This window comes from Mesorhizobium sp. GW821-FHT07A06, assembly GCF_059419085.1.
Genome location: NZ_JBWKRC010000002.1, coordinates 896,645 through 912,436, shown reverse-complemented (window position 1 = coordinate 912,436; position 15,792 = coordinate 896,645). Strand labels below are relative to the sequence as shown.

Genomic DNA, 15,792 nt, shown 5'->3' with positions numbered 1-15,792 from the left:
ATCCGACCTCGCTTTCGCGAGGCCACCTTCTCCCGCAGGGGGAGAAGGATGAGTGTCGTGCCCGCTGCGGCGGTAGCGCCTCTTCCTTTGACGCGCGCCATCGCGTATGGCCCGGGAAAATCCTCCAAGTTCCAATTCCCCGGAAACCGCATGATCAGACTTGAAAGCATCAGCAAGCAGAACGGCCGTCAGCTCGTCTTCATCGAGGCGTCGGCCGCGCTGCAGAAGGGCGAGAAGGTCGGCCTTGTCGGGCCGAACGGCGCCGGCAAGACGACCTTGTTTCGGATGATCACCGGCCAGGAGCAGCCCGACGAGGGCCAGGTGCAGGTCGATCGCGGCGTCACCATCGGCTATTTCAGCCAGGATGTCGGCGACATGTCGGGCCACAGCGCTGTCGCCGAAGTGATGAACGGCGCCGGCCCGGTGAGCGAGGTGGCGGCCGAGATGGCGGAACTCGAGGCCGCCATGGCCGATCCCGACCAGGCCGACCGCATGGACGAGATCATCGAGAAATATGGCGAGGCGCAGCATCGCTTCGAGGAACTCGACGGCTATGCGCTCGACGGTCGGGCGCGCGAGGTGCTGGATGGCCTCGGTTTTAGCCAAGAGATGATGGACGGCGATGTCGGCAAGCTCTCCGGCGGCTGGAAGATGCGCGTGGCGCTGGCGCGCATCCTTCTGATGCGGCCCGACGTCATGCTGCTCGACGAGCCGTCCAACCATCTCGACTTGGAAAGCCTGATCTGGCTGGAGCAGTTCCTCAAGGGCTATGACGGCGCGCTGTTGATGACCTCGCACGACCGCGAGTTCATGAACCGCATCGTCAACAAGATCGTCGAGATCGATGCCGGTTCGCTGACCGCTTACTCCGGCAACTATGAATTCTACCAGCAGCAGCGGGCGATCGCCGACAAGCAGCAGCAGGCGCAGTTCGAGCGCCAGCAGGCGATGCTGGCCAAGGAGATCGCCTTCATAGAGCGCTTCAAGGCGCGCGCCTCGCATGCGGCGCAGGTGCAGAGCCGGGTGAAGAAGCTCGACAAGATCGACCGCGTCGAGCCGCCCAAGCGCCGCCAGGTGGTGAATTTCGAATTCCAGCCGGCGCCGCGCTGCGGCGAGGATGTCGTGACCTTGAAGAATGTTCACAAGGCCTATGGCAGCCGCACCATCTATGAGGGGCTCGACTTCCAGGTCCGCCGCCGCGAACGCTGGTGCATCATGGGCGTCAACGGTGCCGGCAAGTCGACGCTGCTCAAGCTGGTGGCCGGCGCTTCCGACCCGGACACCGGGACGGTGGCGCGGGGACCGAGCGTGAAAATGGGCTATTTCGCCCAGCACGCCATGGAGTTGCTGGAAGGCGAGCGCACCGTGTTCCAGACGCTGGAAGACAATTTCCCACAGGCCGGCCAGGCGCCGCTTCGCGCGCTTGCCGGCTGCTTCGGCTTTTCAGGCGACGAGATCGAGAAGAAATGCCGGGTGCTGTCGGGCGGCGAGAAGGCGCGGCTGGTGATGGCGCTGATGCTGTTCGACCCGCCCAACCTCCTGGTGCTGGACGAGCCGACCAACCACCTCGATATCACCACCAAGCAGATGCTGATCGAGGCGCTCTCGCAATATGAAGGCACGATGCTGTTCGTCTCGCACGACCGGCACTTCCTGGCCGCGCTCTCCAACCGCGTGCTGGAACTGACGCCCGAAGGCATCCACACCTATGGCGGCGGCTATACGGAATATGTCGAGCGCACCGGGCAGGAAGCACCGGGCTTGCGAAGCTGACAAAAAGGGCGGCCGTCGAGCCGACGCCGCCCTTGGAACCAGCTTGCTGTTAAAAGGGCGGAATGAGCGCCCTTACCGCAGCGAGATGGCCATGCCGCTGAGATCGGCGTTGACCTGCAGCCCGACCTGCTTGCCGGTGAGTTCGAGCTGGACGCCCTTGTCATTGGTCATGACGATCACCTGGGCACCCTTGCCGAGCGTGCCGCCGCCACCCGCCGCGCCATAGACCCCCGTCACGTCGCGCGCGCGCCTGATGTGGCGCACAGTGCCGTGGAAATAGGTCTTGGAAACGCCGAAGGCGAGGCCGCCCGAGACGCCGCCGATCGAGATCGGATAGGTCTTGCCGTGGAAGGTGAACGTGCCTTCGCCGCCGGAGCCGCCGACGAAGAAGGCGGCCTTGTAGACGGCAAAGCGGATCGTGCCGCTGTCGGCATGCGCGGCGCTGGCGACGCTGGCTGCCGCCGTGGCGATGGCGGCAATTGCGACGGACCGAAATGCGGACGAAATCTTCATGATGAAAGCTCCTTAAAATCGCCGCTTGCCCAACCGGCCGGGCGCGTCAGCGCTGTGTCAAAGTTACAACTGAACAGTCTCGCCGGTCATTTGGTTCCAGGCACGCGGCCCGAATCTGGCCGTGGGAAGATCGACATGAAGCGAGGCCTATGGCAAGCGCTGGGGCGGGACATCGCGTATACGTGATGGCGCGGCCGGAAATGTCCGTGGAAAGCGGAACGGCAACAGCAGAGGCTTCCGGCATGAGACTTGCGATACGCATTGCAATGTCCGCACTGGCCGCGACGGTGGCTGGATGCGCGACTTCTCCCGTCGACTATGGCGCGTCGCTTTCGCCGCGAGACCCGAAATGGGCATCGCCGGGATGCCAGCAGGCCCGCGCGGCGGCCGCGGACTATGCGGTTCGCGAAAAGCAGCACCCGGGCTGGGAATTCGTGGCGCTTGGCCCGTACGGCTTGGGCATCATCGCGGCAACCACGGAGGCCGAGCACAAGCAGCGAAAGCTGTTCGCCCGCAACGTGCACCTGCAATGCTCGAGCCTGCCCTTGCCGAAGGAATTGCAGGGTGATCCGAGCCCGGCGACCGCACAGGCGAAATATCCGTAACCGTGCCTGCCTGGGCAACCGGTCAGGCTGAAGGCGCCGTGGTGTGTCAGCCGGCTGATGGGGCGTTTATCGCAAATTGCGCGGCGAAGGCCCTGGCATAGGCAGGCCGCGCTTCTCCGCGCGCGACATAGGCGGCAAGGTTTTGATATTCGTCCAGAATGCCTGACATTCTGAGGCGCAGCAGCACCGATACCATCAACAGATCGCCGGCGCTGAACGCACCATCGAGCCATTCCGCGGCGCTAAGATAGGCCGAGAGCTTGTCCAGCATTGCCCGAACACGGTCTTTCACCAGCGGCAGGCGCTGCTGAGCCCAGGGCCTGTCGGCTTCGAATATCCTGGCGTTCGTCAAGTCGAGGACCGGCGGCTCGACGGTGTTGAGGGCGGCAAACATCCAGGTGATGGCGCGGGCGCGGGCATCGCGATCCCCGGGCAGCAGGCCCGCATGCTGCTCGGCAAGATGAAAGACGATCGAGCCGGTCTCGAACAGGCACAGAGATCCTTCCTCATAGGTGGGGATCTGGCCGAAGGGATGGATGGCCAGATGGCCAGGCGCCTTCATTCCGGCAAAGGAGACGAGACGAACCTCATAGGGCTGCTCCACTTCCTCGAGCGCCCAGCGGACGCGCGTATCGCGCGCCAGTCCCCTGCCGCCATCGGGCGATCGTTCAAAGGCGGTGATGGTGGGGATCATTGGAAGGCTCCGAAGGGTTGGTGTCCAGGTCTGCGGCTGCACACAGAGGACGAACGACCGGGGCTGTTCCCGACAAGTGCCTTGTTTCTTAGCGCAGCAGGCCTTCCGCCTCGAACGTATCCCAGCCTTCCAATTTTGGCTGCGGAGCGCCTTCCTTTCCCGAAGTCCTGGCGCTGCGAGCCTTGCGCTCGCGCTTTCCCGCGCGCGTCAGGGCGGCCTTGCCGGCGCCGCGCCGTCTGTTTTCGGACGCTTCGCGCGCATCTTCCTCCCGCCAGGCGCTGGCCAGGTCACGATCGAGAATGTCCTCGATGTGGCGTGGATCGAAAACGTGGAAGGTCACCGCTTTGGATCGCCCGCGCATCTTGACGGTGCGGGTGCCGATGCTCTTCAGGCGACCGTCCTTCAGCCATTTGTGTCGCTCGCGGGCGGAGATGGTGAGAATGTCCTCTGCCTCGCGCGGCAGCACGGGCAGGGATTCGATACCCTCCAGCGTCCTGGATATGGTTTCAGAGGCGGCCTGGAACGCATCCGCGTCGGTTTTCAACATGCGCAATACGATGCGGCCGGTATCAGCCTTGGCAAACGTCCTCACTGCCCACGGCAGGCGGGCTCGAATTTCGCGTTCGATCCCCTTCAGCCGCAAGGAGGAGCCAAGCGTTGCCGATGGCGGCAGCGGCCATTCGGCGACCACTGACGCCTTGGCGGTGCTCGCGCCTTGCTCGGATGTGCGACCGGGCGCGGCGGCAATCGCCGCGACGATGCCGCTCAGGACCTTCCGCAGGGAGTCGCGCTTCTTGGCTGCCATGCTTCATGTTCGCTCATCAGGGGCCTTTGTGGAACGACAGTTCGCACAGCAGACAACCGAAACCATGCTCAAACGGTTCCTCCAGCATATGTGGGCTCCTGGTCGCCTTCGCCAAACCATCGTGACGCAGCCTGGGCGGCGCGCTCGAGGTCAGGGTCAGGGGCATCATCAGCAGCCCAGGCGACGAAGCCATCGGGGCGCACGAGCAGGGCGCCCAGGCCCAGCCGCTCGATGGCATCCACGGCGACATAGCTGATCCGCCCGTTCCAGCGGTTCGCCAGCGCTTGCAGGGCAGGGTGGGCATCGAAGTCCAGCAGCAGGCCTTGCCCGCTCCTGAGGCGCTCGCCGAGCCTCGTCCCGTCGGCCAGCTCGAAATCGGGCGCGCTGCGGCCCACCAGCCTGTGGCTGCCGCCGAGATCGTAGCGCAGGGAAACGCCCCAGACGCGCTCGGCGAAGTAGGTCGCGCCATCTCGTGTTTCGATGAGATCGCGGATGATGGCTTCGAGCGCGCGCGAACTGCGGCTTGGCCGCATCAGCGCGACCTGGGCGCGCGACCAGTCGAGAACCTGCGCCCCCACCGGATGCCGCTCATCGAAATAGCTGTCGAGCAGGCCGGCAGGCGCGTCGCCGCGGATGGTGGCGGCGAGCTTCCAGCCGAGGTTCATCGCATCGCCGAGCCCGAGATTGAGGCCCTGGCCGCCCAGCGGCGAATGGATATGCGCGGCATCGCCGGCAAGCAGCACCTGGCCGTTGCGGTAGGCGGTCGCCTGGTAGGCGCGATCGGTCCAGGTTGTGGCGAGGTGCAGCGCCGTCAAGGTCACGTCCGTGCCGGACACGCGGCGCAGCACCGCCTGCACATGCTCCAGCGTGATCGGCTCCGTACGGTGGAAAGCGGCGCCGTCGAACTCGACCATGGCGATCGTGCCTGGCCGTGCGTAGGTGTACATGCCCGTCGGCGTGTAGTGGCGGCCGAGGCTCAGTGTGTCCGGATCGGCCAGCTCGACTTCTACGGAATAGCCGGTGAACTCGGCATCGGTGCCGGTGAACGCAAAGCCGCCAAGCTTGCGAACCGTGCTGCGGCCGCCATCGCAACCGACGAGCCAGCGTGCGTGAAAAGTCTCGCCGCCGGCGCGGATGGCCACGTCCTCGTCCGACTGTCTGAGGCCGTCGACACCAAGGCCGCGCCTGATCTCGATGCCCATGGCGGTCGCGCGCGCGGCAAGGACGCTTTCCAGATGTTCCATCTCGACCGCCATGCTGGTGCCGGCCGGGCCGGGCAGGCGATAGGGCCATTTCGAGGTGTCGACGGCATCGAGGTAGAACTGGATGCCGGCGAAATGGCCGCCCGGGCGGCGCGGCTGCTGCATCCAATGCGCGGCGGCCGCTTTGCCGCCGGCGGGGCCATCCTTGGCGGGCGGCGCCCCAATGTCGTCCAGCAGGCCGCGCCGGTGGAAGGCCTCGATGGTGGGTGCCGAGAGGCCACGCATGCCGAAGGGCAGCCGCTTCAGCGGCGAGCGCGGATCCTCGGCCTTTTCCAGCACCAGCACGGAAAGGCCCGCCAGGCGCAGCTCACAGGCGAGAAACAGGCCGACCGGACCGGCACCGGCAATCAAGACATCATATGGCACGACATCATGGGGAATCGGGTTGGGCATGAACTACTCCTTGGTCGATGTGTTCGACCGGAGCGTTCCTCGGGTTGAGAGCCACACGGACGAACGATTGGACGCTCAACAGCGTCCGATGTTCGTCGTGGGGATCTCGTGCACGAAGCCAAAGACCAGAGCTCTCGTTACCGAGAGGAGTTGGGCTTACCAAACCAACCCTGCCTTTTCCGACACGGGCTATATAAGGGTGGAGCGATTGATCCGCAACGGGGTGACCATCATGGTGTTCTGGATAGCGAGCGTGGCTGGACTGGCGATTGCCTATCTCTTCGGCTCGATCCCCACGGGCTATCTGGCGGGGAAACTGCTGGGCGGCATCGACATCCGGGAGCATGGCTCCAGATCCACCGGCGCCACCAACGTGTTGAGAACGCTGGGCAAAGGGCCTGCCCTGGCTGTGCTGCTGGTCGATGTGCTGAAGGGCGTGGCGGCGATTGTGTTTGCCCGCTGGCTCCATGCGTTCCTCACGCCACCGGCGGGATCTGACCCGCAAGGCTTTGTGTCCTGGGCCGTCTGCCTCGCCGGACTTGCCGTGCTGCTGGGGCATGGCCGTTCGATCTGGCTGAATTTCACCGGCGGCAAATCCGCGGCGACAGGGCTTGGCGTGCTTCTGGCGCTGTCCTGGCCGATCGGCCTGGGGGCCGCGGCGGTTTTCTGTGTCGTGCTGGCTATTTCCCGAATTGTTTCCCTGAGCTCAATGCTGGCGGCGTTGACCGCGATCGCTCTGGCCTGCGCCCTGGAGCAGCCCTTGCCCTACCGGCTGCTGGTGATTGCCGGCGGGCTCTATGTGATCGCGCGCCATCGCGCCAACATCCGGCGGCTCATGGCCGGGACGGAGCCGCGCCTGGGGCAAGGTCGCCCAGGATCGAAGACGGAACCGCAGGTCTAGAGCATTTCACCGTTTCACGGAAACGGCGAACTGCTCTGATCTCCGGCGCCAGTCCCACCGCCGCCGACTGGCCGCCCATCATGAAATGCGGTCGAGCGCCAGCCGCCGCGCGGCCGCCGTCTTTGCTTCCTCGATCCGTCCAAGCCCGGCAAGGGGAGGGGGCAGCCATCCATGCAGCATGCTGAAGCCAGGGTTCATCTCCACCGCTCGCCGGCCGGCTTCCATAGCTGCTCGAGCCGGCCAGCCGGATGCGGGAGCCAAGGTGGACATCGGGCCGCCTGGAAGCGGCCCGATGTCCTGCTCCTTACCACGCGTACCGCACGGCACCCCGCCCTGCATAGCTGCGCGTGGCCTTGGAGAACTCACCGTCAACCGTCCCCGATAGCGTCCAGCCATTGTTGAATTTGAGCTCCGCGGATGCTGAGGTCAGCAAGGCGTCGGCCGCTCGTGCCGCCCTGCTGGCGACAAAGGTAGCACCCGGCAAAGCCTCGAAGGTCGCCGTGATATTGCGATCCGCGTTGAAGTCATGCGCCCAGGCGACACGGCTGCGCAGCGTAAAAATCTTGTCCTCGACTGCGAAAGACATGTTGGTCCGCATCCCAAGCTCCGCCCGAGTCGCGGTGATGTTCTTCGAGGCGTAGTTCAACGCGAACGTGTCAGCGCCGGATTTCGCGGTTTCGCTGTAGGCTGGCAACGACAAGGTCGCGAATTGCGCGGCGGTGTAAGGTGTCAGCTCGACCCATGGCGTGTCGAAACGGTAGCCGCCTTCCAGGCGCCCGGCGAATGCTTGCGGGTGTAGGCGCGCCTCGAGCCGGTCGGCACCGACCGAACGCTGCGTCGTTGCGTCCTGCCAGCCATAGGCAAGCGATGCATCGACATAGGCAGCGCCGATGTCGTGGCGGATGAAGGCGCCGGCCTGGAACAGGTCGGTTCTTCCCGAGCCGTAATCGCCGACGCTGAAGTTTGTCGCGCCGGCGGCCAAGGCGAAGCCGGCGAGCGTATCGGGCGAAAGGCGGTAGTCGGCACCGCCCGCCAAGCCGTAGAGCCGGGTGGTCAAGTTGCTGCTGCCCTGGCCAGCATCACCGTCGGATGTCTGCGAGGAGCCGAAGGGGGCTGCCCAGACAGTCCAGCGTGATGAAGGTGCATCGCCGATCGACGCGGTGATGTCGCCGCCATGAGCGCGGCCATGAACGGAGCTGTCGCCCAGAACGCCCAGGAACTGGTCCATGGCGCTGAAGGTCGTCTGCTGCAATCCGATCGCGGTCTCGCCGGCGGCCTGGGACAGGCCGGCCGCGCCAAGCGCCGCGAAGGCCACCGGAATGCCGCCGGTGCTGTCGAAATAGCCGGTCAGCGCATTGGCGACCGACTGCTGATTGCCGTTCAGGCCACCCGGCACGACGAAATTCAGCTTGGTATTGAGATAAACAGCGGTGCCTTCGGGATCATAGTTCACGGTCTGCGAGAGCGACAAAGGTATGTTGCTGCTGACCGGCCCGCTGAACGTGCCGTCGACGCCGCCGGCGGCGGTCATGATCGTATATTGTCGCGCGACGTAGCTGCCCGGAGCGTAGGATGTCCGCAATGTCGCGTCGTTGAGGCTGGCCGTGCCGGTGATATCGACGCGCGCCGCGCTGGCCGGCGACACGTCCACGAGATAGGTCGACGCGGATGTCATCGACAGGTCGCCCTGCACCGTCAGCGTGCCGGTTGCACTGCCCGGCGCCAGCGTGCCGCCATCGATGGTGACGTTTCCAACCGTGCCGATGCCGCCAAGCGTGCCGCCGGCGTTGACCGTTGTCATCGAGGATGAAGCGATCGAGCCGTTGACCGTGAGCGTGCCGCCGTCTTCGACCGTGGTGGTGCCGGTGTAGGTGTTGATGCCGTCGAGTGTCTGATGGCCTCCTTCGATGATGAGGCCGGCGGGATCGTAGGAGTCGGCAAGCACGCCGGCATAGGAGGTCGAGCCGTTCGTGATCTTGAGTTTGTCTAGTATGTACACCGTGCTGGCGGCAACGCCGCGCAAGGTCTGTATCGTGCCGGTCGCCGAGCCAAACTCGACTTGACCCTCGCCAGTGAGGTTGAGCTCGCTCGAAGCGGCGATGGCATCGTCCGAGTAAATCCCCAGATAGCCGTACCCTACCGTTGTCGAGCCGGTATAGGTGTTCGTGTTGCCAAGATTCAGATATCCGTCGGCGACCGTGACGCCGCCGGTTCCTTCGATGACGCCCATAAAGCTGCTGGGTAGACCGCCGCCGTTGATCGTCAGTGTCTTGCTGCCGAGCTTGATGGTTCCGGAAGCCGTGTCGGGCAGACCGAGGCGAGAAAGACCGCCGATCGTTGCGCCGGAATTTGTCTGCGAAATGTCCAGCACGGAAGACAGGCCGCCGCCCGTGAAATACACGTCGCCGGCGATGCTTCCATTGCCCGTCAACACGACCGAGCCGCCGTCGATGCGCAGACGCGTCGCATTCTCGGCGGTCAATGTCAGCGTCCCCGCGCCAAATTTTCCCAGCGTGCTGCTGCCGGTAGCCGCTATCGTCGTGGCGAAGGTGACGTTCTGTCCGTTGGTGTCGATGCCGATGAACTGGTTCGCGGCGGTTGAAATCCGGCTCGAAATGTCGGCTTGATTGTCGGCGCTGTATTGCAGCTTGCCTCCTCCGAACGTGCCGAAGGTGAGGGTGCCGGTGCTTCCCAGCGCGCCGGCACTGCCAAGATTGATCGTCCCGGCAGCGAACGTTACGCCGCCGCTGAGATCGTTGTTGCCGGTCAGCGTCAGCGTGCCGGTGCCCAACTTGGCGAGGCTGCCGCCGGACGACACCAGATCCGACGCCCAGGTGACGTTCTGGCCGTTGGTGTCGACGCTGACTTTCTGGCCGGCGGCGGTCGAGAGCCGGCTCGAATAGTCGACCTGGTTCAAGGCGCTGTATTGCAGCGTACCGCCGGTGAAGCTGAGTGCGCCTGATGTGCCGAGCGCGCCCGCGCTTCCGGCGTTCAGAATCCCGGCCGCGAAGGTGGTGCCGCCCGTGTAGGTGTTCGCACCTGTCAGCACCAGCGTGCCGGCTCCGGACTTGATGATGCCGCCCGCAGCCGTGGCATCGTGTATGACGTTGCCGAGCGTGACGCTGGCGCCGGCTGCCGTGCCTGGATCGATGGCAAGTGTCCCGGTGATGCCGATGCCGCCGTTGATCGTTCCGGTCGAGCTGGTATTGCCAAGCGTCAGGCTGTTGCTGCCGCCGGTGAACGTAATCGCGTCGGCTCGAACAGCGCCGGATGCGCCGAGATTCGACAGACCGCCGGAGATCGTGCCGAGATTGGTGACCGCAATGCCGCTGCCGACGATGCCGGCGCCACCGGCCGCGCCCGCCCCGCCAATGCCGCCCTGGATGATGGTGCCCTGCGCGATGTCGGCGACATTGCCGTCCGACCCCATGAAGTCGGCGCCATTTCCGCCTCGGCCCGATGCGCCGTTGCTATATCCACCAGTGCCTCCGGCGCCGCCATTGCCGCCGGTAATCGAGCCGGCGATCAGATTGAGTCTCGATCCGGCCGATCCGAAATAGATGCCGCCGCCGCCATCGCCGCCGCTCCCGCTGGAGCCGCCGCCGCCGCCGTAGCTGACGCCATTGCCGCCGGCACCGCCGTCGCCACCCTTCACCGTGCCCAATATGTTCAGGAACGACGTGCCGACGGTCGAGCCGATGCCGTAGCCGCCCGAACCGCCGCCGCCCGCGGCGCCGACCTCCGCGGTGCCGCCCGCGCCGCCATTGCCGCCGGTGGCCGATAGCAACTGGGCGCCGGGCGACGCGAGAAGAACGCCGTTGCCGCCGCCGCCACCACCGCCACCGCCGCCATAATTGGTGTTGCCGCCATTCCCGCCATTCCCGCCAACGGGACTGGCAATATCGCCGTTCGTGCCGCCCGCCCCGCCGCCGCCGCCCGCAAAGCTGGTGCCGTCGCCGCCCGCACCGCCGGCTGCCGCCGCGCCGCCGCCGCCGCCGCCGCCCGGGTAGAATAGCGTGTTGCCTTGGCCTGGCGTGCCAGCAACTCCGAAGGTCTGGCCCGCTCCGCCCTGGTTGCCGGCATTTCCATTGCCGCCGCGGCCGCCAACCGATTGCGCAACCGCGTCGTTCGCGATCAGCACAACACCGGCAAGCGCGGTGCAGACAAGAAGGCCTTGACGCCAGCCGTGATTTGCAACGACCTTGGCGCGGTTCGCGGCGAGAATGGATCGCCCTTGAGGGCTGCCTGCCATTGACCAATGAGAGGACATCTTCGCGGCACGAGAGCCGAAAGCCACCACGTCAGAAAAAATATGCAATTTACCCACCCAAGCACACGCCGCCATCGCGGCGAGATTCCCAATCTCAAGGCGGTTGAAACATGAGTTCGGCGTCGATGTCAGCAGCCGGAAAAGCGCGCTTTCGGCAAAAGCGTCGCCTTGAGACGCTCGATCAATCAATTCGCGGAATATCGAACAGTGGCTCCGCTTCGCATGTCGGAACGGACAGCTACCAGAGGCGTTAATTCGATCGGTGCCCTCGCGATTCCCAGCGGATTGGTGTTTCGAACTTGATCTAGCCACTTTCTTTTGTGGGCCGAACATAAGCGAAGAAGAATATATCTAAGCATGGCTGTACCTCGGCTCTATTACGTAACGACTGGGTTGGATGCGGATATAGCCTTCGCCACGTGGAGCGCGGTGTTGTCCCCCCTGTTCGAGCCACGCCCTTGGGCCCGAAGCAAAATCCTGCCCACCGGATCGGCGAACGGAGCGATCCTGGGCGACATGATCATCGCTAAGGTGGCGTTCGAGCCGCAGATGTTTGTCCGCGACGCCGAACGTATCGCCGCCACTCCAGACCACATCTTGTTGCACCTCTATCTTAGCGGCGGCTTCAACGGTCTGATCTCCGGAGAGCAGGCTTCGATCGGTCCGGGAAAGGTCGCGGTCATCGATCTGGCGCACGAGGTCAGGACGCGGGCGTTCGCCTCCAACACATTGTCGCTCGTCGTTCCCCGAACGATGCTGCCCGACATGGCACCCGGCACCCTGAAGGCTCGCCTCGATCCGCCTCGCAACGAACTGCTCGCCGCCCACATCCGGTCGCTTCAGGAGCGGAGTTCGCAGATCTCGGAAGACGAGATCGCGAGCACTGTTTCCGATACGGCGGATTTTCTCAGGCGCTTGTTCGGCCACGCGGATTTCACATCGCGAAATGCTCAAGATGCCGATGATGATTTTCTGTCACTGGCGCAAACGGCAATTCGCGACAATCTCGCCATTGGCAAACTGTCGCCGGATTTCCTGGCCGAAAAGCTTGGCATATCGCGGGCCACGCTTTACCGCGTTTTCGCCCCTCACGGAGGCATCATGCGTTACGTCCAGGAGCGTCGGCTGATTGCCGTGCGGGCAGCGCTGAGCGATCCTCTCGAAACGCGCAAACTGTCGCGAATTGCAGCCGATCTCGGCTTCAACAGCGAAGCGCATTTCAGTCGCGCGTTTCGCCAGCGGTTCGATATGACCGCTACCGAGTATCGCCAAGAACAGATCGAGGCTTCGAAGCAGACGCAGCTGACAAGCCCGGAAGTCGTCAATCGATGGTGGGTGGACGTGGCTACGACAGCGCGCTCGGCCAGCGCATAGGTGCTACCGCAGCCGCAGGCCGTGCCAACTCCTGGGCGACATGCATCACGAGATGCGCTGACCGTCCTCGTCGAGCAGAACGCAGCCCTCGGGATCGAATCCGAGGTCGATCGTCTCGCCTTCGCGAAGGACCCGGCCAGTGATCGTTGCGTTGGCGCGGATGCTGGTCTTGCCGCCGATGTCGATCTCGTAGATGGCGCTGCCGCCCAGATATGACGCCGAGACGACGCGGCCGGACAGATGGTTGGCGCCCGCCGCAGCGCCGACCGTCAGTTTCTGCGGCCGCACCACGACGGTGACCTTGCTGCCGTCGGCAAGCTGCCTAGGACAGGCCACGTTGACCGTCTGGCCGCTGGCAAGCACCACTGCGGTTGCCTTGCCGGATCCGCTCACGGTGCCGGCCAGCATGTTGGCCTTGCCGAGGAAATCGGCGACGAAGGCGGTGGCGGGCCGCTCGTAGACTTCCTCGGGCGTGCCGATCTGCTCGGCCGATCCCGCGTTCATAACCACGATGCGGTCCGACATGGAGAGCGCTTCTTCCTGGTCGTGGGTGACGAAGATGGCGGTGATGCCGGTTTCCTTCTGGATCTTCTTGATCTCGACGCGCATCTCCTCGCGCATGTTGGCGTCCAGGGCCGATAGCGGCTCGTCGAGCAAAAGCACCTGCGGCTCGAAGACGATGGCGCGGGCAAGCGCGATGCGCTGCTGCTGGCCGCCCGACAATTGCGAGGGCAGTTTCTTCTCGCTGCCCGGCAGCCGCACCATTTCGAGCGCCTTGCCGACCCTGCGCACGATTTCCGGCTTCGGCACGTTGCGGTATTTCAGGCCGAAGGCGACGTTGTCGAACACGGTCTTGTGCGGGAACAGCGCGTAGCTCTGGAAGACAAGGCCGATGTTGCGCTTGTAGATCGGCACGTCGTCGACCCGGCGCCCATCGATCATGATCTGGCCGCCTGAAATATCGACCAGGCCGGCGATGGAGCGCAGGATCGTGGTCTTGCCGCAGCCCGAAGGGCCGAGCAGCGTGACGAAGGAGCCCTTGCGGATCGACAGCGAGAAATCGCGCACGGCGACGAACTTGCCATAGGCGATGTCGATGTTGCGAAACTCGACCGCCGGCTGGCTCGCTTCGGCGCTGTCCGATGCGGCCTTGCCCGCGCCGGACAGCGTCGCCCCGGCCGCTTCCGGCCGGGGCAATTCTGAAAGGTCGTTTCTGTCAGGCACCTTTCGAGATCCTGTTCCACTGCTTGGTCCAGGCGTCCTCGTTGGTCGCCCAGTAGACCGGGTCGGCGAAGGTCAGCGACTTCATCGTGCCGGTCTTGTCGAAGGCCGGCAGCTTCTCGATCTTCTCGGTGAGCTTGACCTTGGTCGGGTCGAGCGATGGCGGATAGCTCTGGCCCTCGGCCACCGCGATGGAGGTCGCCGGGTCGAGCATGAAGTTGATCAGCTCCTCGCACTCGGCCATCGGCGAGCCCTTCAGGATCAGCATGTCCTCCATCCAGGCATAGGAGCCGGCCGGATCGAGATAGCCGATCGGATGGCCCTGGTCCTGCAAGGCGGCGACGCGGCCCGACCAGGCGTCGGTCACCACGATCTCGCCCTTGGAAAGCAGGTCCATCAGCTCGGCGCCGGAACTCCAGAACTTCTTGGCAAGGTCGCGCGTCTCGCGCACCTTGGCCCAGATCGTGTCCATGTCCTTGATGTTGTTGGGATCCTGCCCGGTGGCGAGCGCGGCGTACCAGACGCGCGTGGTCATGTCGTCATAGCCGCCGACCTTGCCGGCATATTTCTTGTCGAGCAAAAGGGCGGCGCCCTTTTCCTTGGCTTCCTCGGGCGAGATCACCTTGGTGTTGTAGGCGATGCCTGTCGTGCCGTAGTCGTAAGGCACGGCCGAGAGTTTCGGCGTCAGCTTGCGGAACGGCTCGATCATCGGCTGCAGCACATTCGCCATGTTGGGGATGTTGGCCTCGTTGATCTCCGAGGTCAGGCCGCCATTGACGTATTTGATGTAGTAGTTGACGCCGGAGGAATGGATGACCTGGTAGTCGCCGGGCTTCGAGGTCTTGATCTTGGTGATGATCTCGTCCTCGTCGCCGAACGTGCCCTGGACGACCTTGATCTTGGTCTTGGTGGTGTAGGGCTGGAAGGCGTATTTGTCGATCGCGTCCTGCACAGTGCCGCCCCAGCCGTCGAAGCGAACCTCCTGGACCGCGGCGAGCGCCTGCCGCATCCAGGGCATGTCGAGACCCGCCGCGGCAGCCGCGGCGGCTGTCAGCGTCAGGAAAGTGCGGCGGCTGAGATCACCGTTTCGATATCGATCATGCAGCCGTTCAAGCCGCTTGCCGTTGGACAGTTTCATCGTGCTTCCTCCTTTGGTTCGCCACGTCTTTTCAATCTGGTCAGGCTTTGCAGGATCAGGCCGCCGAGCAGCGGGATGCCTACGGTCACCAGGATCATCACGGTGCCGAGCGCGTTGATCTCGGGACTGATCGAGATCTTGAGCATCGAAAGGATCTGGGTGGGCATGGTCTCGACGCCGGCCGGGCGCCAGAACAGGCTGGCCGACGTGTTGTCGAACGAGATGGTGAAGGCGAGCAGCGCGCCGCCGACGACGGCGGGGATGAGCAGCGGCAGCGTGATCTCGCGGAACGACGAGAAACGCGAGGCGCCCAGCGAGAGCGCCGCCTCCTCGTAGACGCGCCGGATGCCGACCATGCGCGCCTGCGCGATCAGCACCACATAGGGCACGGCGAGCAGGATATGGCCGAGCACCAGCAGCAGCATGGTCCTTGGCTGGTCGACCGCCTTGATCAGCACCAGAAGGCCGACGCCCAGGATGGTCTCCGGCACCAGCGCCGGCAGGATCACCAGCGTGCTCAGCGCCTGCTTGCCGGGGAATTCGAAGCGCACCAGCGCAAAGGCGGTGACCACGCCTATCGCCGTGGTGACGGCGGCGGTGAGCAGCGCGATCCACAGCGAGGTGCGGAAGGCGGCCAGCACCTGCTCGTTGGTCATCAGCTTGGCGTACCATTGCAGGGAGAAGCCGGTCATCGGGAAGCCGCCGAACATCGAGGCGTTGAACGACAGGATGACGGTCGCCACGATCGGCGCGAACATGAAGATGTAGACGCAGATCGTGACGAAGCCGGTCAGCCGCCAGGCCCATCTGCCTTCTTCCTTGCGCCGCGCCTTCATCCGCCCA

The 15,792-nt window shown here is 64.6% G+C and carries 12 protein-coding genes; 4 read left to right on the top strand and 8 right to left on the bottom strand.

Annotated features, from left to right (window positions below; translation table 11 throughout):
- Positions 1 to 150: 150 nt before the first annotated feature.
- Entirely contained in the window at positions 151 to 1,773 is a 1,623-nt protein-coding gene (locus AC07SZ_RS09870; protein ID WP_172372872.1) for an ABC-F family ATP-binding cassette domain-containing protein, read from the top strand.
- Positions 1,774 to 1,845: 72 nt separating this feature from the next.
- Here AC07SZ_RS09870 and AC07SZ_RS09865 read toward each other — a convergent pair whose 3' ends face one another.
- Positions 1,846 to 2,286: a hypothetical protein gene (locus AC07SZ_RS09865; protein WP_494914082.1), complete on the bottom strand. Its 441-nt coding sequence runs from the start codon at positions 2,284 to 2,286 to the stop codon at positions 1,846 to 1,848.
- Between the two features lie 242 nt (positions 2,287 to 2,528).
- Between AC07SZ_RS09865 and AC07SZ_RS09860 the strand changes: the two genes are divergently transcribed.
- Positions 2,529 to 2,891 carry a hypothetical protein gene (locus AC07SZ_RS09860; RefSeq protein WP_056572092.1) on the top strand — a complete coding sequence of 121 codons (363 nt, stop codon included), beginning with the start codon at positions 2,529 to 2,531 and terminating at the stop codon, positions 2,889 to 2,891.
- 46 nt (positions 2,892 to 2,937) lie between these two features.
- On the opposite strand, the gene AC07SZ_RS09855 is transcribed toward AC07SZ_RS09860, so the two are convergent.
- The 3 genes from AC07SZ_RS09855 to AC07SZ_RS09845 all read right to left on the bottom strand — a co-directional run bounded on the left by AC07SZ_RS09855 (position 2,938) and on the right by AC07SZ_RS09845 (position 6,045).
- Positions 2,938 to 3,585 carry a glutathione S-transferase family protein gene (locus tag AC07SZ_RS09855; protein WP_494914081.1) on the bottom strand — a complete coding sequence of 216 codons (648 nt, stop codon included), beginning with the start codon at positions 3,583 to 3,585 and terminating at the stop codon, positions 2,938 to 2,940.
- 88 nt (positions 3,586 to 3,673) lie between these two features.
- A complete protein-coding gene (locus tag AC07SZ_RS09850) occupies positions 3,674 to 4,390 on the bottom strand; it encodes a hypothetical protein (protein ID WP_494914080.1) in 717 nt (238 codons plus the stop codon).
- A 68-nt stretch (positions 4,391 to 4,458) separates the two neighbouring features.
- The gene (locus tag AC07SZ_RS09845) at positions 4,459 to 6,045 is read right to left on the bottom strand and encodes an FAD-dependent monooxygenase (RefSeq protein ID WP_494914079.1); all 1,587 of its coding nucleotides are present in this window, start codon (positions 6,043 to 6,045) and stop codon (positions 4,459 to 4,461) included.
- 232 nt (positions 6,046 to 6,277) lie between these two features.
- Here AC07SZ_RS09845 and plsY point away from each other — a divergent pair, with 232 nt between their 5' ends.
- On the top strand, positions 6,278 to 6,946 hold the full coding sequence (gene plsY, locus AC07SZ_RS09840) for a glycerol-3-phosphate 1-O-acyltransferase PlsY (protein WP_172375082.1): 669 nt from the start codon (positions 6,278 to 6,280) through the stop codon (positions 6,944 to 6,946).
- A 304-nt stretch (positions 6,947 to 7,250) separates the two neighbouring features.
- Here the strand turns inward: plsY and AC07SZ_RS09835 are convergent, their stop codons facing one another.
- Entirely contained in the window at positions 7,251 to 11,198 is a 3,948-nt protein-coding gene (locus AC07SZ_RS09835; RefSeq protein ID WP_494914078.1) for an autotransporter domain-containing protein, read from the bottom strand.
- Between the two features lie 375 nt (positions 11,199 to 11,573).
- Here AC07SZ_RS09835 and AC07SZ_RS09830 point away from each other — a divergent pair, with 375 nt between their 5' ends.
- Positions 11,574 to 12,590: a helix-turn-helix domain-containing protein gene (locus AC07SZ_RS09830; protein WP_172375084.1), complete on the top strand. Its 1,017-nt coding sequence runs from the start codon at positions 11,574 to 11,576 to the stop codon at positions 12,588 to 12,590.
- Between the two features lie 45 nt (positions 12,591 to 12,635).
- On the opposite strand, the gene AC07SZ_RS09825 is transcribed toward AC07SZ_RS09830, so the two are convergent.
- From AC07SZ_RS09825 to AC07SZ_RS09815, 3 genes are read right to left on the bottom strand one after another with little or no spacing between them, the layout of a single operon-like run.
- Positions 12,636 to 13,814, bottom strand: a complete 1,179-nt coding sequence (locus tag AC07SZ_RS09825; RefSeq protein ID WP_081294863.1) for an ABC transporter ATP-binding protein — start codon at positions 13,812 to 13,814, stop codon at positions 12,636 to 12,638.
- The gene (locus AC07SZ_RS09820) at positions 13,807 to 14,949 is read right to left on the bottom strand and encodes an ABC transporter substrate-binding protein (protein ID WP_081294864.1); all 1,143 of its coding nucleotides are present in this window, start codon (positions 14,947 to 14,949) and stop codon (positions 13,807 to 13,809) included. The genes AC07SZ_RS09825 and AC07SZ_RS09820 overlap by 8 nt, the downstream gene beginning before the upstream one ends.
- The gene (locus AC07SZ_RS09815; RefSeq protein WP_056571177.1) at positions 14,946 to 15,785 is read right to left on the bottom strand and encodes an ABC transporter permease; all 840 of its coding nucleotides are present in this window, start codon (positions 15,783 to 15,785) and stop codon (positions 14,946 to 14,948) included. The genes AC07SZ_RS09820 and AC07SZ_RS09815 overlap by 4 nt, the downstream gene beginning before the upstream one ends.
- Between the last annotated feature and the right edge of the window lie 7 nt (positions 15,786 to 15,792).

Coding starts and splice junctions, on each gene's coding strand:
- AC07SZ_RS09830 (WP_172375084.1), top strand. CDS start 11,574: ATGGCTGTACCTCGGCTCTATTACGTAACGACTGGGTTGGATGCGGAT.
- AC07SZ_RS09815 (WP_056571177.1), bottom strand. CDS start 15,785: ATGAAGGCGCGGCGCAAGGAAGAAGGCAGATGGGCCTGGCGGCTGACC.
- AC07SZ_RS09850 (WP_494914080.1), bottom strand. CDS start 4,390: ATGGCAGCCAAGAAGCGCGACTCCCTGCGGAAGGTCCTGAGCGGCATC.
- AC07SZ_RS09865 (WP_494914082.1), bottom strand. CDS start 2,286: ATGAAGATTTCGTCCGCATTTCGGTCCGTCGCAATTGCCGCCATCGCC.
- plsY (WP_172375082.1), top strand. CDS start 6,278: ATGGTGTTCTGGATAGCGAGCGTGGCTGGACTGGCGATTGCCTATCTC.
- AC07SZ_RS09855 (WP_494914081.1), bottom strand. CDS start 3,585: ATGATCCCCACCATCACCGCCTTTGAACGATCGCCCGATGGCGGCAGG.
- AC07SZ_RS09860 (WP_056572092.1), top strand. CDS start 2,529: ATGAGACTTGCGATACGCATTGCAATGTCCGCACTGGCCGCGACGGTG.
- AC07SZ_RS09835 (WP_494914078.1), bottom strand. CDS start 11,198: ATGGCAGGCAGCCCTCAAGGGCGATCCATTCTCGCCGCGAACCGCGCC.
- AC07SZ_RS09820 (WP_081294864.1), bottom strand. CDS start 14,949: ATGAAACTGTCCAACGGCAAGCGGCTTGAACGGCTGCATGATCGATAT.
- AC07SZ_RS09870 (WP_172372872.1), top strand. CDS start 151: ATGATCAGACTTGAAAGCATCAGCAAGCAGAACGGCCGTCAGCTCGTC.
- AC07SZ_RS09845 (WP_494914079.1), bottom strand. CDS start 6,045: ATGCCCAACCCGATTCCCCATGATGTCGTGCCATATGATGTCTTGATT.